This is a genomic window from Chryseobacterium sp. OSA05B (genome assembly GCF_019970065.1).
Lineage (GTDB): Bacteria > Bacteroidota > Bacteroidia > Flavobacteriales > Weeksellaceae > Chryseobacterium.
The window spans coordinates 679,812-699,767 of sequence record NZ_JAHXYH010000003.1 but is presented as its reverse complement, the minus strand read 5'-3'; the positions used below and the strand labels follow the sequence as shown (position 1 = coordinate 699,767).

The window sequence follows — 19,956 nt, the reverse complement described above, 5'->3', positions numbered from 1 at the left end:
AAATTATGCCCAGAAAAGTAGTGCAAGGCCCCATTAGGGACAAAGAAAAAACAAAGCAGAAACTGCTCGCAGCAGTTGGTAAAATTTTAAGAGTAAAAGGATACTCAGGTCTGAAAGTAAGTAAGATCGCAGCGGTAGCCGGTTTCGACAAAAAGCTTATCTATGAGTACTTTGGAAGTACAGATAAGCTTATTGACGAATATATAAAATCCCAGGATTACTGGACCAAATTCAGCCCGGATATTGAGGAAGAAGTACAGGTTGGAAAAGGTAAGGAAGTCTTAATTCAGGGAATTCTCATGCAATTTGAAAGCCTGAAAAAAAATAAAGAACTGCAGAAAATTATTCTTTGGGAACTTTCCGAAAGCAAGCCGATACTTAAAAACATACTAAAGCAAAGAGAAGATGTAGCGGCCAACCTATTTGAAAATGTTACTGATCCTTATTTCGGGGAAAACGCTACAAACGTAAGAGCTATGCTAGCTTTAATAGCGGCAGGAGTTTATTATCTGAACTTGTTTCCTGCATACAACGGAACAGAATTCTGTGGTATTGATATGAGAACTGATGAAGGAAGAACCGAAGTAGAGAAAGTAATCGTTGAGATTATAGAACATTACTACGAAACGAAAAAAGCAAAAGAATAATGATTAAAAGTTTTCCAATCTTACCGAAAATCAGTTTTTGTTGATATTTGAAAACTTTTAATTTTCAGATTAAAACTATATTTCTTATTTTTGACCAATGGAAAATTTTATCGTATCTGCAAGAAAATATCGCCCCCAACAGTTTGACACTGTAGTAGGGCAGTCTCATATTACAGATACGCTGGAACACGCTATTGGAGAAAATCAGCTGGCGCAGGCCTTACTTTTCTGCGGTCCAAGGGGAGTGGGTAAAACTACATGTGCCAGAATTTTGGCAAGGAAAATCAATGAAAAGGATGGTTCTGTTTCAGAAGACGGCTTCGCCTATAACATCTATGAACTCGATGCGGCGTCTAACAATTCCGTGGATGATATCAGAGAACTGATAGATCAGGTCCGCTTTGCGCCTCAGGTAGGTAAATATAAAGTCTATATTATCGATGAGGTGCACATGCTGTCTTCTGCGGCCTTCAATGCTTTTCTTAAAACACTTGAAGAACCGCCGGCGCACGCTATTTTTATTTTGGCGACTACAGAGAAGCACAAAATAATACCGACTATTTTATCGCGTTGCCAGATTTATGACTTCAAAAGGATTACGATCGAAGATATCCAGGGACATTTAAGAAATATAGCCCAAAAAGAAAATATCCAGTATGAAGATGATGCGCTCTATCTGATTGCCCAGAAAGCTGACGGTGCTTTAAGAGATGCCCTTTCCATTTTCGACCGGCTTTCCACCTTTTCCCAGAAAAACATTACGCTGGCTAAAGCTGCGGAAGTCCTGAACATCCTGGATTATGACCAGTATCTTAATATAGTGGATCTGGCCAAAGAAAACAAAATACCCGAAGTCCTTTTTGCATTTAATGATATTGTAAAAAAAGGTTTCGATCCCCATATTTTTATTGCCGGCTTAGGAAATCATTTCAGAGATCTGATGATGGCCCAGAATGCACGGACCATAGAACTTATTGAAGTAGGCGAGCGGACGAAGGTGAAATTCGTAGAGCAAAGCCAGAAATGGAATGCCCAGCAGCTCATCGACGCCGTCGAGATCTGCAATCATGCGGATATCAATTATAAGAACTCCAAGAACCCAAGACTTACAGTAGAAATTGCACTGATGCAGCTGTCTTCCCTGACAGCTAATTTAGGCGATACTAAAAAAAAAAGTTCTTAATACTGGCTCCGTTTCTCAGTGAGAAACAGGAAGTGAAGATCGCGGAAAAAGCTCCGGAGAAAAAAGAATCCGTAGCAGAAAAACCTGCTAAGCAGCCTGAACCCGTTCAGGAAAATACCGTAAAAACCACAAAACCTTTATCAAGACAGGGAGTCTCTTCAGGCTTCAGCATTAATTCTTTTCTGAATAAAGAAGAGAAAGAAGTAAAAGAAGAAACCGTAGCGGTAAGAACCGAAAACCTTCCCCAGAACCATTTCACGGAAACAGATCTGCAGATGGAATGGAACCTTATGCTCAAGCAACTCCAGAAAAGGAACAGCTTTATTTTTAATGCCGTAAAAGCATTTAAGCTGATCAAGTCCGGCGAGCATACCATTAAAGTTTTATATCCTTCAGATTCTGCCAAAGTGGAATTTGACAAGATTGCAGGGGAATTCTTTAACCATTTCAAAACAAAGGTTCACAACCATGCTATTGAGGTAGAATACCATAGAGATTTCGACAGTCTCAAGATCGAAGTGGTGACCAAAAGAAAAATTTTCGAAAAATTTATTGAAAAAAACCCGCTTTTAAAGGATCTTGACGATTTAATGAAGTTTGATCTCACCTAATTTTTTTGTATTTATCTCAATTTTTTTTTTTGTGAGAATCAGTTTTTTTATATCTTTGTCAAAGATTTTTGTGAAAAATAATTTTTTGACAAAAACAAATCAGATTTAAAACTAAACGAACAGAAGTTTCAGAATTCAGGTGGAAAAATTATTTAACACATATCTGTCTCCTTTTGCACCCGCTAATTTCTTTAGCGGTTATTTTAGTTTTTCTGCTTTCTATTATAGAAATTTCAGAACGTATTATCGATTTTATTGGTACTGCTAACTGAATTTCTTTCCAAAAAATACAGGAGAATTAAAGTCCTTTTGTTTTCCTGATTCCTTTAAACCATTTTGAACGGCATTTTTTGAAAAGAATTATAAAGTAAATTTTATAATGAAAGGACTATTGCTGTTAATCTAAAAAAATAAAAACAATAAATTTAAGAATATGAATTTAATAGATGTAAAAAACGAGTGGATCAATGAGCTTTCACAGCCTTTAATGATCGCAGGACCATGCAGTGCGGAAAGTGAAGCTCAGATGCTTGAAACCGCCAGAAGAATAAGAGAAACCAATGCGCAGGTATCTATTTTCCGTGCAGGAATCTGGAAGCCCCGCACCAAGCCGAACGGTTTTGAAGGGGTAGGAGTAATCGGTCTGAACTGGCTGAAAAAAGTAAAGGAAGAATACGGATTCAAGACGGCTACAGAAGTAGCCAACGCCCACCACGTATTTGCAGCCCTAGAAGCTGATGTTGATGTTCTTTGGATTGGAGCACGTTCTACAGTAAACCCATTTACCGTTCAGGAAATTGCTATGGCTTTAAGAGGAACTGACAAGCCGGTATTTGTGAAAAACCCGGTTAATCCGGATCTTGCTTTATGGATCGGTGCTTTGGAAAGACTTTTAGGACAGGATATCAAAAATCTTGGAGTCATTCACAGAGGATTCTCGACATACCAGAAAACAAAATACAGAAACAACCCGAACTGGCAGATCGCCCTTGATTTCAAAAGCCAGTTTCCCAATATTCCAATGCTGATAGACCCTTCCCATATCTGCGGAAACAGAACGGGTCTTGCAGATATTACGCAGGAAGCACTTAACGTAGGATACCAGGGAGCGATCATTGAATCACACTGTAATCCTGATGAGGCGTGGAGCGATGCTTCACAGCAAATTACTCCGGAAGTATTGGCACAGCTGATCGGTAATTTAAAAGTAAGAAATTCAGGTCTTGCAGGTTTTGATAACGAAATGGGAAGACACAGAACCCTGATTTCTGATCTTGACTTCCAGCTGATTGAACTTCTTTCCCAAAGAATGAAGATCTCTGAAAAAATCGGTAAGCTTAAAAAAGAGAATGACATTGCGATCTTCCAGCCGGAGAGATGGAAAGTGATCACAGAATACGCTAATCAGAAAGCAAAGGAAACCGGAATGTCTCAGGAGTTCATTGAGAAAGTATTCAAAGCGATTCACGAAGAATCTATTGAGGTACAGAACAGTATTATGATCGAAAGATAAATAGGATAAGAATTATGGGATTAAGGACTAGAGACTGGGGAACCGTCTAGAGTCTTTTAAACTAATATTATTAGGGCTTAGGGCATCTGGATTAAAGGAAAATTATATAATTTGTTTTCAACTATATCCTGAACCCTAAGCCCTAATTGCTTATCTTTGCAGCCAATTATCATATGAAAGGAAAAATCATTAAATCTACAGGCAGCTGGTACCAGGTGATGGAATTCGGAACAGACAGAATTTTCGAAGCCAGAATCCGTGGTAAATTCAAACTCATCAAGACAAGACTGACCAATCCGCTTGCCGTAGGAGATTTTGTGGAATTTCAGCTGGAACAGGATGATGTTGCGTGGATTACTAAAATAGAGACGCGTACCAATTACCTGATCAGAAAATCCGTAAACCTTTCAAAAGAAGCCCATATCATTGCTTCCAATATAGATCTAGCCTGTTTCATCTTCACGTTGAAACACCCCGAAACTTCTTTGGGATTCCTTGACAGATTCCTGGCATGCTGCGAAGCTTACAACATTACCCCTTTAATCCTGTTCAATAAGATCGACGTTCTGAACGAGGAGGAAATAGAACTTGTGAAGGATATTGAATTCCTTTACCAGGAAATTGGATATGATACTTTAGAAATCTCCTCTTATTCCAAACTGAATTTTGATCAGCTTCAGGATCTTCTTAAAGACAGAACCTCTGTATTCTTCGGACATTCAGGGTGTGGAAAATCTACTCTGGTTAATGCATTGCAACCGGGATTGAACTTAAAGACGTCTGAAATTTCAGATTCTCACCTGAAAGGAAAGCATACCACAACTTTTGCTCAGATGCACTTTTGGGACTTTGGTGGTAACGTAATTGATACACCGGGGGTACGTGAATTTGCCATGATCGACATCGAGAAAGAAGAAGTACAGCATTATTTCCCTGAGATCTTCAAAAAAAGAGAAGAATGTAAGTTTCACAACTGTCTTCATATTAATGAGCCCAAATGCGCCGTTCTTGATTCCCTTGAAACCGGTGAAATCCAGTATTCCCGTTATGCCAACTACATCAAGCTGATGGAAGAGGCGGAGGAAGCTGCTCAGAAATAGAAATATTTCCAATTAACAGTGACGACATTTTGTACGAGCCTTAGGTTATTAAATTAATCTAAGAGAATTTTCATGACTTGAAATGAAAAAGATCAATTAGCAACTTCTGTTATTTCTGCAACGGCTCTGAAAAAATTCCATTTTTTTTGAAATCAAAATTTCTCCCGGAGAAAAAGACTTCCGTTTTTAGAATAACTCCACTTTTTGTCTCGATTATTTTGTCAAATATGGCCGGTTTTTGGAATTAATGGAGTGTTACAGAAAAGGAACAAAAAAAATATTGAAAAATTAATTTTATTCCATTGATTGAAATAGAAGCAATAATGTATTAATATGATTTTAATGGGTTTTAAAAATTACCATTTTCGCAACGGAATGGTTAAATTTTTACAAATAAAAAACCCAGCCGAAGCTGGGTAAAAACTAATAACCATGAAAACTCAAATTAAACATGAGAATCGTAATAGAATTAACAATTACTGTGCCAAAGTTTTTTCTGCATTTCTTAATAAAAGTTATTTTTATGTTAAAAAAAAATTAAAATAAAAATCAAAGATATTTTTTGTAATTTTGCGGCATTAAAAAAATATACATTTATGTCTAACATTACATTCACTATGATTAAGCCTGATGCAGTAGCAGACGGACATATCGGTGCTATATTAGGTAAGATCGCAGAAGGAGGTTTTAAGATCAAAGCTTTAAAATTAACTCAGCTTACTGTAGCTGACGCTAAAAAATTCTATGAAGTTCACGCTGAAAGACCATTTTACGGGGAATTGGTAGAATTCATGAGTTCTGGTCCTATCGTGGCAGCTGTTTTAGAAAAAGCTAATGCAGTAGAAGACTTCAGAACATTGATCGGTGCTACAAACCCTGCAGAAGCAGCGGAAGGTACGATCAGAAAAATGTTTGCAAGAAGTATCGGTGAAAATGCTGTTCACGGTTCAGATTCTGACGAGAACGCTCTTATCGAGGCTCAATTCCATTTTTCAGGAAGAGAGATTTTCTAAGAAAAACTACCTCGAAATATAAATCCAGAGCATTGTCTCTGGATTTTTTTATGACATAATGTCCTGAATAATAGACTATAGATTATTTTCAATAGCCCCGACCTTCTCCTTGTACAGATTTAAGGGTTTATCCAATAGTATGGCAATGACGGTCATATTTTTATCAATTCTGTTTTTTGGAACATCTATGTAAATGATTCCCGGAGTATCACTCCAGTACAGTTTATTATAGGTTTTATGACTAATGATCGATCCTTCGCCCACAATTCTGATCCTTGCGATGCCATTTTTTACACCTTTCAAAGCTACAGGACCTGTTGGGGTTCCTTCAACAAAGAGATAAATGGTCTGTTTATCTTTTGAAAGAGCACTCATTCCTGAATAATATCCTTCCGGTAAGCCTTTGTCTGTTTCATATAATGCTTCGGCATGTTTGCTGATCCATTCTAAAGTTTCAGGATTCGTTTTGGGTGTTTTTTGAATGTGCATATCTTGTCCGTCGCTGGTAAGTCCCGAACCGTTCAAGAGGTTATTTCCGCCATGCAGAAGATTGACAAGGTCATAAGCTGCCATTTTGGTGTTTTTTTGCTCAAGAATGTCAGTAAGGGAATAGTGAGTTGACGGAAAGGTCTTCAGAAAAAGCGGCTTTTCTTTAAACACGAGCTCTACAGTTGTGACATCCTCATCGAATTTTACCTTAAAAAAGTCAATAGTCATTGTTTTTTCATGAGTCAAACTGAAATTGACTTTAGCAAGATCATCTCCGACAATTTTTATAGCATCCGGTTTATTGATTAAACCGTATATTTTCACAAAATCTTTCGCTTCTTCAAGATATAGGAAAACCGATTTTCCTGTTTCTGAAAAAGAAGATTTTCCTTTAAAATTTTCAAAAGGAAGTCCTTGGGTTGTTCCATAGATAGCTGTTTTGTTTTTTGAGGTCCATCTTCCGAGATTTCTAAGGATTTCAGTCTGTTTTTCCGGAATAGTGCCATCAGATTTCGGGCCGATATCAAGAAGCAGATTTCCTCCCATACTGATAACATCTGCCAACGTTCTTACTATCATATTCGGTGTCTTGTAATTTTCATCATCAGGCTGATATCCCCAGGAATCGTTCATGGTGTAGCAGAGTTCCCAATACTTTTGTTGCGGGCTTACAACGGGAATTCCCTGTTCAGGAGTGTCGTAGTCGCCGTGTTTGTTAAGTCTTGAATTAACAATAATATCCGGATTGTATTTTTTCAACAGATCTAAGGTCTGCGCCGCTTTCCATTCCTCCTGAGAATGTTCCCAGTCTCCGTCAAACCATAGCAGGTCGGGATTGTACCGGGAAGAAAGTTCGCCCAGCTGTGCCTGGTAATAAGTAACAAATTGCTGCCAGCGTTTCGGGTCATTTTTGATTTCATACCGTTTTTTTGTACGGGTGTTGATGTCATAATAAGGATGGCTCCAGTCGGGAAGGGAGAAGTAGAGTCCGGTTTTTAGTCCTGATTTTTTAAGACTATTAACGAAAGGAGTCAGGACATCCTTTTTTGCAAGGGAATGTGTAGGGATCGTGATTGATTTTTCAGCTTTTGAATTCCAGAGGGCAATGCCATCATGATGTTTGGTCGTGATGACGGCATATTGCGCACCGGATTCCTTGATCAAATTTGTCCATTTATCAGGGCTGTATTGGGAGGCTGAAAACCCGTTCAATTGTTTCATGTAATTCTCATGACTGATATAATTATTGAAGAATGACCATGATTCAGAAATTCCATCCACAGAATAAATGCCCCAGTGGATAAAAATCCCCAGTTTGGCATTTTTAAACCATTCCATTTTTGTGTCGGTTGTGGCCTTTGTTTGGGCTTGAATGGTACATGATAGAGATAATAATCCTAAGAAAAAGGCCTGGATCCTCCTGTTTTTCATTTTCCTTTTTAATTTAAACCTTAAATATAAACAAGAAGATCTGATTTTCGGATAATGAAGTTGAATCTTAGCTTTAATAATGAAAATATGAAGTCTAAACTTTAAATTTAGAAATAATATACATGAAATTATTGTATTTTTAGCATAATCATAAATGGAACACTTATTGTAAGTTTCATTAAAAATAGAGTATGAAAATTCCAACATTAGTAATGGCCAGTTTATTGGCTGTAAGTGTATCCGGACAAACGACGAAACCTGTGAAGAAGGGAACCAAGTCCGTGAAAAAAGTTAAAAAAATGGATTCTCCCAAGACGGTAAAAGCTGAACCGGTAAAGGTAGTGAAAAAAGACACTATTCTGAAATACGGAAGCGGATGTCCGGCCTGTGGAATGGGGTAATCTATGAAAAAGCCGTTGTTAGGGTTGTCTATGATGCCGGAAGCAGATTTTGTTTCCGCGATACTTCCTGTCTTACAGAGTCATTCTGTGGAGGTATTGGAGTGGTCATTTGATGCCTTTTACGATGTGGCAGAACCGGAATGGCTTTCGGGTCTCCTGGATTTTTACGCGGGAAATAACAGGCTTTTAGGCCATGGCGTTTACTATTCTCTTTTCGATGCGAAATGGACGGACCGGCAGGAAATCTGGCTTAAGAAATTAAAAGAAGAAGTAAGCCGAAGAAAATACAGGCATATTACTGAACATTTTGGTTTTATGAATACTGAAAACTTTCACCAGGGTGTTCCGCTACCGGTTCCATTGCTTCCCAAAACCCTTGAGATTGGAAAAGACAGATTGAGCAGGCTTCAGGATGCGATAGAAATCCCCGTGGGAGTAGAAAATCTTGCGTTCTCATTTTCAATAGATGATGTAAAAGAGCAGGGCGAATTTCTGGATAAACTGGTAGAGGATATTGATGGCTTTCTTATTCTGGATCTTCATAATATCTACTGTCAGTCCTGCAATTTTGAAGTTGATATGATGGAAATGATCAGGCTCTATCCGTTAGGAAAAGTGAAAGAAATTCATCTTTCGGGAGGAAGCTGGCAGGAAAGTGCTTACGGGAAGAAGCCGGTAAGGAGAGATACGCATGATGACCGCATTCCGGAAGAAATACTAAAGATACTTCCTGAAGTTCTGATTCAATGTCATCCTGAGTATGTTATTATTGAAAGGCTAGGACATACATTAAATACAGAGGTCGATAAAGAGTTTTTTTTCGATGATTTTAACCGGGTTAAAGAAATTATCGAATTTTCAGATGAACCGGTTGGTGATGAGAAAATTTGGAACAGAAAAAATAGGACTTACTCAAAACCTGTTGAAGATCTGTTGCTTCATGATGAGCAGACAGAACTGACCAGGCTGTTGTTTGAAGGAAATGGTACCGAAGCTATTAAAAACAGTGATTTTCATTATTTCAAACCGGAAGACTGGGATGAAGAAATGATCGTTACTGCACAGCAAATTATCAAAAAATGGAATCCTTACTAGGATTTCTTTTGCTATCTATCACAAATCAAAATATATGAAAATGACAACGGTATTTTTACTAATTACTGCCGTGCTTACGGCTTTGATCGCTGGGCTTTTCTATGCCTATTCATGCTCTGTAGTCCTTGGACTGGGAAAACTTTCGGATACGGAATATCTGAAGTCTATGCAGAGTATTAACCGGGAAATCCTTAATCCGGTATTTTTTCTGAGTTTTATGGGAACTGCAGTTCTGCTTCCGGTAACAACTTTTCTGTTCCGTGGAGACCAGCCGGCTTTTATCTTTCTTCTGTTGGCATCCGCAGCTTATCTGATAGGCGTTTTTGGAGTAACGATTGCCGGAAATGTTCCTTTGAATGATATGCTGGATAAGTTTGATATCACCGGATCTACAGCGGATGCAGTAGAGCAGATGCGCGACAGTTTTGAGAACAGGTGGAATCTTTTAAACAATGTGAGAACTGTATTTTCGGTGATAAGTATTGCTTTGGTGGCCTCTGCATGCATCTGGAGCAAGCATTTGCAGCAATAATTTAAATGATTACGTAGAAATACTGAATGGTATAATTCAGTATTTCTACGGATGCATCATATAGGGTTTTATTAGGACTTTTACATAAGTAATAGCACTGGGAATCTAAAGCACTAAAGTCTTACGACAAAAAAACTAATAACCACATAAGCTCAAATTCCGCAAGAAGAAAGGTAGCTCGAAAGAGCTGCCTTTTTGTTTTTTATCACAATAATGCAAAAACCGGTGCAATAACTCCTCTCAATAAGTGTTTTTCCTGATGTTTTACTTTCGGGTTATTTTAATCTTTGCCCTATCAATTATTAAAATTAAAACCCATGAAACATTTAGAAGTATTTTTCGCTTTGAGATCGTTATCTCTCAAAAATTTATGTAAAGCCATAGCCCTAAGCTCAGTACTGATAACCGCAAGCTGCAGTAAAGATGAAGATGAGCCCATTCCGCAACCCATCGTATACGCTGAAGAGAATCCATTAAATAAATACCATGAAACTACAGGATTTACCACAGTATCCAATTTTGTCAATGCCGGGAATTATGAATTCGGTCTCGTATTTTCTCCTAATGTAAAGGGAAAGATCAATGCCATTACCGTAAAACTGCCGGATGTAAATCCAAACTTGAAAATTACCATCTGGGATTATACTTCTAAAACCGTCTTAAGAACGGAAATGGTGAATGTAGCGGCATCAAACACCTTACTCACGAAAGCGATTGAAGCATTGGCTTTGGAAAAAGACAAAAAGTATATGATTACGATGAATTCCAATGACTGGTACAAGAAGAATAAACCCGATAATACCAATGCGATTTATCCGGTTACTGCAGGAAATATAAAATTCCTGGAATACAGATGGCTGTCCACTTCGTCTCAGGTTTTCCCAACCAATATCTCATTGGATTACAACGGAGGAGATTTAAGCTTTAATTTTCAACAGGTAGACTAATAACCGATATATTTTTAAAAAGAAAAGGCAGCTGATTCAGCTGCCTTTTCGTATGAATACGTTTAAAACGTTTAAATTTTGAGTAATTCAATGGTTCTCTCCGGGCTTTCTGCAGAGAAAACTGCATTTCCGGCAACAAGTACGTCTGCACCTGCGTCGAATAGTTTTGAAGCGTTTTCAAGATTGACTCCGCCATCAATTTCAATTAAAGCTGTAGAGTTATTGCTCAGGATAAGATCTTTGGTTTCCGCAATTTTTTTGTACGTGTTTTCAATGAATTTCTGTCCTCCGAATCCGGGATTTACACTCATTAAAAGAACAAGATCTACATCAGCGATGATATCTTCAAGCATCAATACCGGCGTTGAAGGATTTAAAACAACCCCTGCTTTTGCCCCTCTGCTCTGGATATGGTGAATCGTTCTGTGAAGATGCGTACATGCTTCGTAATGTATAGAGATCAGGTCTGCACCGTGATTAATGAATTCATCTACATACTTATCCGGTTCTACGATCATCAAATGAACGTCTACGAATTTTTTAGCATGCTGCTGAACCGTTTTCATGACAGGAAAACCAAATGAAATGTTGGGTACAAATCTTCCGTCCATCACATCGATGTGGAACCAGTCTGCCTGGGATGCATTCAGCATTTCAATATCTCTTTGCAGATTCCCAAAGTCTGCGGATAAAAGGGAAGGAGCAATAAGCTTCGTTTTCATTTTTACTTTTTATACTTTTTACTTAGATGTAAGATGTAAGATGTAAGATGCAAGATATCAGATGTCAGACTTTTAAAGCAGACAAGTAACTTATTAATGTCTGGAGTCTGATGTCTGAAATCTGGTATCTCAATTAATGATACTTCAGTTTCATCTCCGGCTTAATCTTCAGAAGTGTTTCGTAGATCAGCTTGATCACGTTGCCTACATCTTCTTTAGAGACCATTTCTACCGTTGTATGCATGTAGCGCAAAGGTAAGGAAATTAATGCACTTGGTACGCCGCCGTTAGAGTGGGCAAAGGCATCGGTATCGGTTCCTGTAGACCTGCTGGCAGCGGCTCTCTGGAAAGGAATTTTCTTGGATTTTGCAGTGTCAATAATCAGTTCTCTGATCGTATGGTGAACGCTTGGTGCAAAGAAAACCACAGGTCCGTCGCCGCACTTCTGATCACCTTCTTTCTTCTTTTCGATCATTGGGGTAGTGGTATCATGGGTAACGTCTGTAACGATGGCGATATTTGGTTTAATCGTATCAGCGATCATATCTGCTCCATATAAACCTACTTCTTCCTGTACGGAATTGGTGATATACAGCCCGAATGGAATTGTTTTTTTGTTTTCTTTTAAAAGTCTGGCCACTTCCGCGATCATAAAGCCTCCGATTCTGTTGTCCAATGCTCTGCAGACAAAATATCTGTCGTTCATTTCAAAGAATTCGTCCGGATAAGTGATCATACATCCTACATAAATTCCCATTTCCTCTACCTCCTTCTTGGAAACTGCACCGCAGTCGATGAAGATATTTTCAATTTTCGGAACCGGTTCATTTTGGTTGGTTCTGGTGTGGATGGCCGGCCATCCGAAGACTCCTTTTACAATTCCGTTTTCACCATGGATATGAACGACTTTTGAAGGCGCAATGGTTTGATCCGAGCCTCCGTTTCGAATTACATAGATCAATCCGTCATCTGTAATGTAATTGACGTACCAAGAGATCTCATCGGCATGAGCTTCAATTACTACTTTAAATTCGGCCTCCGGATTGACTATCCCATAGCAAGTTCCGTAATGATCCACTTCGATTTTATCTACATAAGGTCTGATGTAGTCCATCCATATTTTTTGTCCTTTATGTTCGTAACCTGTTGGTGAAGAAGTGTTTAGATAATTTTCTAAAAATTTTAAAGATTTCTTTTCAAATTTCATAAAAGGGAATGATTTTTGCGTGTAATTTTTGTTATTATAAGTGTAAAAATAATGAATTTTACTAAGATTGTCTGTCTTTTTATCTTCTTTTTGGGAGTCAGTGTTTTTGGTCAGAAGGATTCTATTGTAGCAAAACCTCTCAACCAATATCCTGCTGAATCTTTAAAAACTGATGAGTTCGGTAATAAGTACTATTATGATGAACGTCAAAAGATCAAGGTTTACGAAATTAATGGCGAACCTGTAGTAGTGCTTGACGAGTTGGTTCTTGTCAATAAACCGCGGTTTAATAATCAGTTGGATAAAAATTACTATTATTTCCTTAATAAGAAGCTGAACAGGGTATATCCGCTGTTTCTCACTGCACTTCAGCAGTACAGAGATATTCAGGCTGACATGAATGATCTGGACAGTAAGGCTAAAAGAAAATTTGTAAGAGAAAGGCAAAATATACTTGCAGACCAGTATGAAAAACAGCTGAGAGATCTTACAACAACAGAAGGTCAGGTTTTTGCAAAATTGATGAACAGGGCTACCGGCCAGAGTGTTTACGAAATTATTAAAGAACTAAGAGGAGGGTTTAATGCCTTCTGGTGGAATATCAAAGGAAAGATGGCAGACATTGATCTTAAAGACCGTTATAATCCGCACAAGAACAGAACAGACGAGTTCATAGAATCATTGCTGCAGTCCAATTGGAATTCAGGGTATTTACAACCTTATCCCGGAGCCGCAGATTTTAAAATCAAAAAGTAAAAAATCAATATAAAAATTCCTGTAAGTAGCTTACAGGAATTTTTCTTTTAATTTATCAAATACGATTCTGTCGATCGGAAGTGGAAAAGGATTGTCCGGTGTGTCGATATCGATCCATTCTGTTTTTTCAATACACGGATCAAGGATCAGGAAATCTTCTTCGGTGGTGATATTGACTATATAATATATGGTAAGCAGCTGTTCATTTTCTCTGAAACGGGAAACCAGGAAGTCTTCCTGCGTATAAAAATGTTCCACGACTTCTATCTTTACATTCAGCTCTTCATCAAATTCACGGTGAAGACATTCTATAAGGCCTTCCCCGAATTCCAGACCTCCTCCCGGAAATTTCATTAAAGGTTCACCGGCATATTCTTCAAACAGCGTCAGTACTTTTTTATCTTTTACTGCACACGCATACACTCTAATGTTGATCTTATCAATCATATATACTATTTTGTATAGCTAAAATAAGGAAATAAGTGGAAAGGGCCAATAAAGGAATTTGCAAATTTGTCTGTGGGCTCCATGGGCTTGCTTTCGCTTCCTAGCTTTCAATGTTTTCCTGATCTTCCATTTTTATAGCGTTAATCATCTCGCGTTTCCCTGGAGGCCCTTGTTTCTTCTCAACTTTAAAATGAAGCTCCTGGAGGATTCTTCTGACGCTTCCTTTGGATGAGTAAGTTGTTAACAAACCGTTAACGGACATTTTGTCGGCAACCATTTCAAACAGAGGTTTTTCCCAAAGGTCAGGCTGTACTCTCGCTCCAAAACAGTCGAAATAGACAAGGTTGATTTTTGGTAAGTCTATGGTTTTCAGGTCAAAGAAGTCGCATTCTATCTTTTTTAGATTAAAACCGGTAATGATTTCAGTGGATTTTCCCCATTCAGCCTGATGAATTTTTTGATAAATATTCTTGAATTCCGGGTTATCAAAATGCTCAAAGTAGGCGAGATCATTAATTTCAGATTCATTTATGGGGTATTTTTCCAGTGAAAAATAGTTGATGACATGATTTTTGTCAGTTTTTAAATATTCATTAATTGTCACCAAAACATTCAAACCTGTTCCAAAACCGAGTTCTAGAATATTAATTTCGTAATCATTTAATTGATTTAATCCATTTTTGATAAACACATGTTCTGCTTCCTGAAGCGCTCCATGATGAGAATGGTAGTTTTCATTTAATTCATTGATAAACAATGTTTTACTACCGTCGTTCGTGGTCTTAATCTCTCTTTTCAAGCTATTTTTTTGTCAAATTTACTCCAAAATTTTTATATTTAGAAAATTATGTTAAATTTGTAGAACATCGTAAAAATTTTTAAAAATGATAATTCAAAAAACTGAAAACTCCAGACTTTCGGACTTTGATCCGAACAATTTTTCATTTGGAAGTACTTTTATTGACCATATGGTGATATGTGAGTATGAAAATGGAAAATGGGGTGATGTAAAATTGGTTCCTTACGGTCCTATACCATTTACTCCGGCCATGATGGGTGTAAACTACGGACAAGCTTGTTTTGAAGGTATGAAAGCTTATAAAGACAAAGACGGGCAGGTTTTCCTTTTCAGGCCAGAAAAGAATTTTGAACGCATCAATAAATCAGCAAGCCGTCTGGCAATGCCTGAAGTAACTGAGGAAATGTTTTTAGACGGATTAAAGGCATTAGTGGATATCGACAGAAACTGGATTCCACAGGGAGAAGGAATGTCTTTATATATCAGACCTTTGATTTTTGCTACGGAGGAAGCTCTGAAAGCAAGAGTTGCTAATAAATATATGTTTGCCATCGTTGCAACACCGGCAAAAAGTTACTATTCAGAACCTGTTTCTGTAAAAATTTCAGATCATTATTCAAGAGCTGCCAGCGGAGGAGTAGGTTCAGCTAAAGCAGCAGGGAACTATGCCGCTTCTTTCTATCCTACACAGCTTGCTATCGAAGAAGGATATGAGCAGATCATCTGGACGGATGACGCTACCCACGAATATTTCGAGGAAAGTGGAACAATGAACGTATTTGTAAGAATTAACGATACGATCTATACACCACCAACTTCTGAAAAAATCCTTGACGGAGTAACAAGAGACAGCTTCATCCAATTGGCTAAGAAAAGAGGAATTGAAGTGAAAATAGAGCCTGTAGCAGTGAAAACTGTGGTAGAAGCTCAGAAAAACGGAACATTGAAAGAAGTTTGGGGTGTTGGAACAGCAGTGGTAACGACTATATTCCAGGCTTTGGGATATCAGGGCGTGAAGCTTGAACTTCCAAGACTATCTGATGAGGAAAGCTATGCAGCTCTTCTTAAAAAAGATCTTACAGACCTTCAGAACAACCTTAGCGAAGATCCATTCGGATGGAGAGTTGTGGTTGAAAAAGATGTTTTGGAGACTGTTTAATGTAAACATTATTTGATTCAATAATAGGACCGGCGGAAATTTATTCTGCCGGTTTTTTTATTTTCTCGTTAAATATTGGTAATTTTTCAGAAAATTTAGAATACTATGCAATTTGTAAAGTTCAAACGACCTCTTGGTCTGCTTTCTTTAATGAGCGTTTTAGCTTTTTCCTCATGCAGCAGTGATGATGATGGTGAGATGGCAGTCAATGACTCAGCCGTAATCACGGTAGAAAATGTCATTGAAAGTAAATCTCTGTCACAGTTCGGAACTTTCCAGAATGCGGGATCATCACCTGTTCTCAATCCGGGAGAATCCACTTCTTTTAGTTTTTACGCAGGAAAAGGACAGACGGTAAGTTTTGCAGCGATGTACGGAAACAGTAATGATCTGTTTTTTGCGCCTGCCAATCCGGGCATAAAATTGTACCGGGACAATGGTGATCCGGTTACGGGGAACGTTTCTTCACAGATCAGACTTTGGGATAACGGGACACGTATCAATCAGCCTACAGGTCCTGCTGTTACGCATCCAGGCGTTGCGGAAACTACTCCAAAGAATATTATAGAAACTGCATTGACGACTCCTGCTTCACAATTGCTGAAAGCTGAACTGACTCATGACGGAGGCACGAAATTTACTTTGAAACTGACCAATACCTCTGGCGGTACAGCTAATGAAACGCCTATCAGTGCTGGTGTATGGGCAATATCTCATAGCTCAGGAACGACCATTGTAAAAGAAGATCCTATTTTTTCATCAGGAAAACTGTCAGCCAACGGATTGACCGATCTTGCTGAAACCGGAAAAGTAACCCCTTTAACCCAGTATCTTACCGGTATTACAGGTCCTGCGTCTGCTTTCTCGCCGGTTTTGGTCGTAGTATACAGCGGTAATGATAATCCTATCTTTAAAACAGGAGAAAATGACCGCGGACAAGGTCTGAAGGAGCTTTCCCAACAAGGGAATGCAGATGTTCTGGCGAATTTCCTTAAAACAAAACCCGGCGTAAAAGAAGTATTTGTTCTTAAAGATCAGGCGACCAATATTTTACAGCCCAGAATCAACGGTAACAATGGCGGTAAAGCCTCGCAGACGATTTCGGCTCGTAAAGGAGACCGTATTGCATTAGTGATGATGTACGGACAATCCAATGACTGGTTCATTGCAGCTACTAATAATGGAGTAGACGGTTCAACAAGAGGAGATATCTCTTCCATCATGGGGCTTTTTGACAGCGGAACACTGGTGAGCTCTTATCCAGGTGCTCATATCGGATCCCAGCCGGCGCAAACGGAAAGCCAGCCGGTAGAGCAGCTAGCCAACCCGAACCCTTTCAATACACTTCCTTCGCTGCCACAGATGATTAAAGTGACCATTCAATAATATTTGAATTAGATAAAATATAGAATCACCTCTTTACGGGGTGATTTTTTGGTTTAAATAACCTGAGTTTGAAATAAGAACCAAGAACCAAGAACCAAGATACAAGATACAAGATACAAGAGTCATGACATCGAATAAGAAATTTAGATGATATGACTTAAAAAAAGATAAAAATAAAACCGCATAGAAAAGCATTTGAGCTTTTTAAGGATAAGGCAGTAGAAAATATTTTCAATCATCTGTGTTCCTGTTTGAAATCAGTGGTGAAAAATAATAGCTACAAAGTAGTGATAAAAGTTTTTTTACATATTAGTTATTTTTAATTTGGATGGATTTGGGAAAGAAAAGTCAATAGAAATTCAAAAGTAAGGATTTGCGTCATCTGTGAAATCTGCGGGAGATTTTTTGAACCACTAAGATCAATGAAAAGCATAAGGGAAATTAAGAGAAAACCAATAGATTTTTTTGAGCTATATATCGCTTAAGGCGAAGCTCATCTTAAATATTCTTAAAACTAAAAAAGACTTAATGGTTTAAAAAAGTTCCTCGCAGATCAAACAAATTCAGCCTATTTTCTGTAAAACCTAAGTGTATTTTTTTTTGCGGTAGAACCATTAAATTTTAAATAAATTTCAACGTTTCAAAAAAACTTTTATGGTTAAAATTTTTAAAACCTTGATTTTTTTAATCTTTAAATCATCTATAACCCCATCCTCCGGAAATACTTCATCATTTTCTCCAAAATTTTTTAAAACCGATTGAACAATATTTCCCCGAAATGCGTATTTTCGCAAAAGTTTATGAAAAAATTACTCTTCATATCAGCAGTATGCCTGCTAAGCTGCAACCGGAAAGCACCCGAGGCACATCCTCCCGTTGGCGGAGTATTGAGCCAGAAAGATTTGGATGTTTCCAAGGAAAGGATGAGGAATCTGAATACGATAGAACGAGGCCAGATCCAGGATTGGATCAAGGGTCAGTCTGTGAAGTATTATCCTACGCAGCTTAATTACTGGGTAACGGTTGAAGGTTTTGATCAGAGAACAAGAAGGGCAGATGATACGCCGATCTCTTATTCTTATGATCTGTATGATTTTGATGAAACCAAGATCTACGATAAACCTTTTGAAAGAAGAGATGCCAGATTCGGGCATTTTGATGAACTGAAAGCGGTAGAGAATGCTTTGCGTTTTATGCATGATGGAGAGGAAGTAACGCTTTTGGTCCCTTCTTCACTGGCCTACGGGACTTTTGGAGACGAAAAGAATATAGACAACGATATACCATTAATCATAAAATTAAAAGCTCTATAAATAATGAAATTGTTTAACAAGAATATAATTCTGGCAGCGGCAAGTATCTCGCTGATGAGTTGTACCCCAATCTATAAAAAAATGAACGTAGACAAAGAAACTTACGAAGGTCTTAATGACGGACTTTATGCAAATCTTCAGACTTCTAAAGGAAACCTGATCGTGCAGTTCGAAGACAAAAAAGCACCAGTAACTGTAGCCAATTTTATCGGTCTTGCAGAAGGGAAAATAGATAACAAAGCTAAGGCGAAAGGAGTTCCTTATTACGACGGAACTATTTTCCACAGAGTGATCAAAGATTTCATGATTCAGGGAGGTGATCCTCAGGGAACAGGAATGGGAGATCCCGGATATAAATTCGAGGACGAGAAAAACGACCTTAAACATACAGGAAAAGGAATCCTTTCTATGGCGAATTCCGGACCTAACACGAACGGTTCCCAGTTCTTCATCACTGAAGTAGCTACTCCTTGGTTAGACGGAAGACACACGATCTTCGGAAAAGTAGTGAAAGGTAACGATGTAATTGATGCGATCGCTAATGTAGAAAAAGGGGCTCAGGACAAGCCTAAAACAGATATCGTTTTAGAGAAAGTTTCTATTTTCGGAAAAGGTGATGCTTACAAAAACTACGATGCAGCAAAAACTTTCACGGAAGGAAAAGCTAAAATCGCAGAAAACAATAAAGCATACATCGCTAAAGAAGAAGCTGACAAAAAGAAAAAAGAAGAAGAATTCAAAGCGAACCAGGACAAAATGGTAGAAAACCTTAAAGCTGGAATGCAGAAAACTGAATCAGGATTATACTACAAAATCACAAAAACAGTAGCAGGTGCAAAAGCTCCTAAATCTGGTGACAATGTATCTGTACACTATGCAGGTAAATTAATCGACGGTACAGAATTCGATTCTTCATTCAAAAGAAACGAGCCTATCGAAATTCCAATCGGAATGGGAAGAGTAATCAAAGGATGGGATGAAGGAATCCTATTGCTTAAAGAAGGCGAAACAGCTACCTTATTGATCCCACCGGCTATGGCTTACGGAGAAAGAGGAGCAGGAGGAGTTATTCCACCAAACGCCTGGTTAGTTTTCGATGTTGAGCTTGTGAAAGTACAGTAATTGAGAATTTAAAATATGAAAGCCGTCCGTGAGGACGGCTTTTTTTTGTTTTTATATTGGAAATTCCGTAGAAATACGGATAG

Annotated in this window: 20 protein-coding genes; 15 read left to right on the top strand and 5 right to left on the bottom strand. The window is 38.2% G+C overall.

Annotated elements, in window-relative coordinates; genetic code table 11:
- The first annotated feature begins 5 nt into the window (after window positions 1–5).
- From LC419_RS15380 to LC419_RS15355, 6 genes are all read left to right on the top strand, one after another.
- A complete protein-coding gene (locus LC419_RS15380; RefSeq protein WP_223608188.1) occupies window positions 6–647 on the top strand; it encodes a TetR/AcrR family transcriptional regulator in 642 nt (213 codons plus the stop codon).
- A gap of 97 nt (window positions 648–744) precedes the next feature.
- Window positions 745–1,830 (top strand): DNA polymerase III subunit gamma/tau, encoded by a 1,086-nt coding sequence (dnaX, locus tag LC419_RS15375; RefSeq protein WP_034727512.1) that lies wholly within the window; start codon window positions 745–747, stop codon window positions 1,828–1,830.
- A gap of 32 nt (window positions 1,831–1,862) precedes the next feature.
- Window positions 1,863–2,441 carry a hypothetical protein gene (locus tag LC419_RS15370; RefSeq protein WP_223608187.1) on the top strand — a complete coding sequence of 193 codons (579 nt, stop codon included), beginning with the start codon at window positions 1,863–1,865 and terminating at the stop codon, window positions 2,439–2,441.
- Window positions 2,442–2,874: 433 nt separating this feature from the next.
- Window positions 2,875–3,954, top strand: coding sequence for a chorismate mutase (locus LC419_RS15365; RefSeq protein ID WP_034727513.1), 1,080 nt, complete (start codon window positions 2,875–2,877; stop codon window positions 3,952–3,954).
- A 173-nt stretch (window positions 3,955–4,127) separates the two neighbouring features.
- Window positions 4,128–5,054 (top strand): ribosome small subunit-dependent GTPase A, encoded by a 927-nt coding sequence (gene rsgA / locus LC419_RS15360; protein WP_223608186.1) that lies wholly within the window; start codon window positions 4,128–4,130, stop codon window positions 5,052–5,054.
- Window positions 5,055–5,650: 596 nt separating this feature from the next.
- Window positions 5,651–6,067: a nucleoside-diphosphate kinase gene (locus LC419_RS15355; protein ID WP_034727888.1), complete on the top strand. Its 417-nt coding sequence runs from the start codon at window positions 5,651–5,653 to the stop codon at window positions 6,065–6,067.
- A 75-nt stretch (window positions 6,068–6,142) separates the two neighbouring features.
- Here LC419_RS15355 and LC419_RS15350 read toward each other — a convergent pair whose 3' ends face one another.
- Window positions 6,143–7,987: an alpha-L-fucosidase gene (locus LC419_RS15350; protein WP_223608185.1), complete on the bottom strand. Its 1,845-nt coding sequence runs from the start codon at window positions 7,985–7,987 to the stop codon at window positions 6,143–6,145.
- A 191-nt stretch (window positions 7,988–8,178) separates the two neighbouring features.
- Here LC419_RS15350 and LC419_RS15345 point away from each other — a divergent pair, with 191 nt between their 5' ends.
- The 4 genes from LC419_RS15345 to LC419_RS15330 all read left to right on the top strand — a co-directional run bounded on the left by LC419_RS15345 (window position 8,179) and on the right by LC419_RS15330 (window position 10,962).
- On the top strand, window positions 8,179–8,388 hold the full coding sequence (locus LC419_RS15345; protein WP_223608184.1) for a hypothetical protein: 210 nt from the start codon (window positions 8,179–8,181) through the stop codon (window positions 8,386–8,388).
- Between the two features lie 3 nt (window positions 8,389–8,391).
- Window positions 8,392–9,483, top strand: coding sequence for a DUF692 family multinuclear iron-containing protein (locus tag LC419_RS15340; RefSeq protein WP_223608183.1), 1,092 nt, complete (start codon window positions 8,392–8,394; stop codon window positions 9,481–9,483).
- 40 nt (window positions 9,484–9,523) lie between these two features.
- Window positions 9,524–10,015 carry a DUF1772 domain-containing protein gene (locus LC419_RS15335; RefSeq protein WP_223608182.1) on the top strand — a complete coding sequence of 164 codons (492 nt, stop codon included), beginning with the start codon at window positions 9,524–9,526 and terminating at the stop codon, window positions 10,013–10,015.
- 317 nt (window positions 10,016–10,332) lie between these two features.
- Complete coding sequence (locus LC419_RS15330; RefSeq protein WP_223608181.1) at window positions 10,333–10,962, top strand: DUF4082 domain-containing protein; 630 nt, start codon at window positions 10,333–10,335, stop codon at window positions 10,960–10,962.
- Between the two features lie 71 nt (window positions 10,963–11,033).
- Here LC419_RS15330 and rpe read toward each other — a convergent pair whose 3' ends face one another.
- Complete coding sequence (gene rpe, locus LC419_RS15325; RefSeq protein WP_223608180.1) at window positions 11,034–11,684, bottom strand: ribulose-phosphate 3-epimerase; 651 nt, start codon at window positions 11,682–11,684, stop codon at window positions 11,034–11,036.
- A 133-nt stretch (window positions 11,685–11,817) separates the two neighbouring features.
- Entirely contained in the window at window positions 11,818–12,891 is a 1,074-nt protein-coding gene (locus LC419_RS15320; protein WP_223608179.1) for a M42 family peptidase, read from the bottom strand.
- A 51-nt stretch (window positions 12,892–12,942) separates the two neighbouring features.
- Here LC419_RS15320 and LC419_RS15315 point away from each other — a divergent pair, with 51 nt between their 5' ends.
- Window positions 12,943–13,647: a DUF4294 domain-containing protein gene (locus LC419_RS15315; RefSeq protein WP_223608178.1), complete on the top strand. Its 705-nt coding sequence runs from the start codon at window positions 12,943–12,945 to the stop codon at window positions 13,645–13,647.
- Between the two features lie 30 nt (window positions 13,648–13,677).
- Here LC419_RS15315 and LC419_RS15310 read toward each other — a convergent pair whose 3' ends face one another.
- A complete protein-coding gene (locus tag LC419_RS15310) occupies window positions 13,678–14,094 on the bottom strand; it encodes an NUDIX domain-containing protein (protein WP_090024773.1) in 417 nt (138 codons plus the stop codon).
- A 100-nt stretch (window positions 14,095–14,194) separates the two neighbouring features.
- Complete coding sequence (gene mnmD / locus LC419_RS15305; RefSeq protein ID WP_223608177.1) at window positions 14,195–14,893, bottom strand: tRNA (5-methylaminomethyl-2-thiouridine)(34)-methyltransferase MnmD; 699 nt, start codon at window positions 14,891–14,893, stop codon at window positions 14,195–14,197.
- A gap of 85 nt (window positions 14,894–14,978) precedes the next feature.
- Here mnmD and LC419_RS15300 point away from each other — a divergent pair, with 85 nt between their 5' ends.
- From LC419_RS15300 to LC419_RS15285, 4 genes are all read left to right on the top strand, one after another.
- The gene (locus tag LC419_RS15300) at window positions 14,979–16,052 is read left to right on the top strand and encodes a branched-chain amino acid aminotransferase (RefSeq protein ID WP_223608176.1); all 1,074 of its coding nucleotides are present in this window, start codon (window positions 14,979–14,981) and stop codon (window positions 16,050–16,052) included.
- A gap of 105 nt (window positions 16,053–16,157) precedes the next feature.
- Window positions 16,158–17,438, top strand: a complete 1,281-nt coding sequence (locus tag LC419_RS15295; protein WP_223608175.1) for a spondin domain-containing protein — start codon at window positions 16,158–16,160, stop codon at window positions 17,436–17,438.
- Window positions 17,439–18,238: 800 nt separating this feature from the next.
- Window positions 18,239–18,751, top strand: a complete 513-nt coding sequence (locus LC419_RS15290) for an FKBP-type peptidyl-prolyl cis-trans isomerase (RefSeq protein ID WP_034727537.1) — start codon at window positions 18,239–18,241, stop codon at window positions 18,749–18,751.
- Window positions 18,752–18,832: 81 nt separating this feature from the next.
- The gene (locus LC419_RS15285) at window positions 18,833–19,873 is read left to right on the top strand and encodes a peptidylprolyl isomerase (RefSeq protein WP_223608247.1); all 1,041 of its coding nucleotides are present in this window, start codon (window positions 18,833–18,835) and stop codon (window positions 19,871–19,873) included.
- Window positions 19,874–19,956 lie beyond the last annotated feature (83 nt).

Coding starts and splice junctions, on each gene's coding strand:
- rsgA (WP_223608186.1), top strand. CDS start 4,128: ATGAAAGGAAAAATCATTAAATCTACAGGCAGCTGGTACCAGGTGATG.
- LC419_RS15300 (WP_223608176.1), top strand. CDS start 14,979: ATGATAATTCAAAAAACTGAAAACTCCAGACTTTCGGACTTTGATCCG.
- LC419_RS15290 (WP_034727537.1), top strand. CDS start 18,239: ATGAAAAAATTACTCTTCATATCAGCAGTATGCCTGCTAAGCTGCAAC.
- LC419_RS15330 (WP_223608181.1), top strand. CDS start 10,333: ATGAAACATTTAGAAGTATTTTTCGCTTTGAGATCGTTATCTCTCAAA.
- LC419_RS15335 (WP_223608182.1), top strand. CDS start 9,524: ATGACAACGGTATTTTTACTAATTACTGCCGTGCTTACGGCTTTGATC.
- LC419_RS15285 (WP_223608247.1), top strand. CDS start 18,833: ATGAACGTAGACAAAGAAACTTACGAAGGTCTTAATGACGGACTTTAT.
- LC419_RS15350 (WP_223608185.1), bottom strand. CDS start 7,987: ATGAAAAACAGGAGGATCCAGGCCTTTTTCTTAGGATTATTATCTCTA.
- LC419_RS15365 (WP_034727513.1), top strand. CDS start 2,875: ATGAATTTAATAGATGTAAAAAACGAGTGGATCAATGAGCTTTCACAG.
- LC419_RS15340 (WP_223608183.1), top strand. CDS start 8,392: ATGAAAAAGCCGTTGTTAGGGTTGTCTATGATGCCGGAAGCAGATTTT.
- LC419_RS15315 (WP_223608178.1), top strand. CDS start 12,943: ATGAATTTTACTAAGATTGTCTGTCTTTTTATCTTCTTTTTGGGAGTC.
- LC419_RS15310 (WP_090024773.1), bottom strand. CDS start 14,094: ATGATTGATAAGATCAACATTAGAGTGTATGCGTGTGCAGTAAAAGAT.
- LC419_RS15355 (WP_034727888.1), top strand. CDS start 5,651: ATGTCTAACATTACATTCACTATGATTAAGCCTGATGCAGTAGCAGAC.
- LC419_RS15345 (WP_223608184.1), top strand. CDS start 8,179: ATGAAAATTCCAACATTAGTAATGGCCAGTTTATTGGCTGTAAGTGTA.
- LC419_RS15295 (WP_223608175.1), top strand. CDS start 16,158: ATGCAATTTGTAAAGTTCAAACGACCTCTTGGTCTGCTTTCTTTAATG.
- dnaX (WP_034727512.1), top strand. CDS start 745: ATGGAAAATTTTATCGTATCTGCAAGAAAATATCGCCCCCAACAGTTT.
- rpe (WP_223608180.1), bottom strand. CDS start 11,684: ATGAAAACGAAGCTTATTGCTCCTTCCCTTTTATCCGCAGACTTTGGG.
- LC419_RS15320 (WP_223608179.1), bottom strand. CDS start 12,891: ATGAAATTTGAAAAGAAATCTTTAAAATTTTTAGAAAATTATCTAAAC.
- LC419_RS15380 (WP_223608188.1), top strand. CDS start 6: ATGCCCAGAAAAGTAGTGCAAGGCCCCATTAGGGACAAAGAAAAAACA.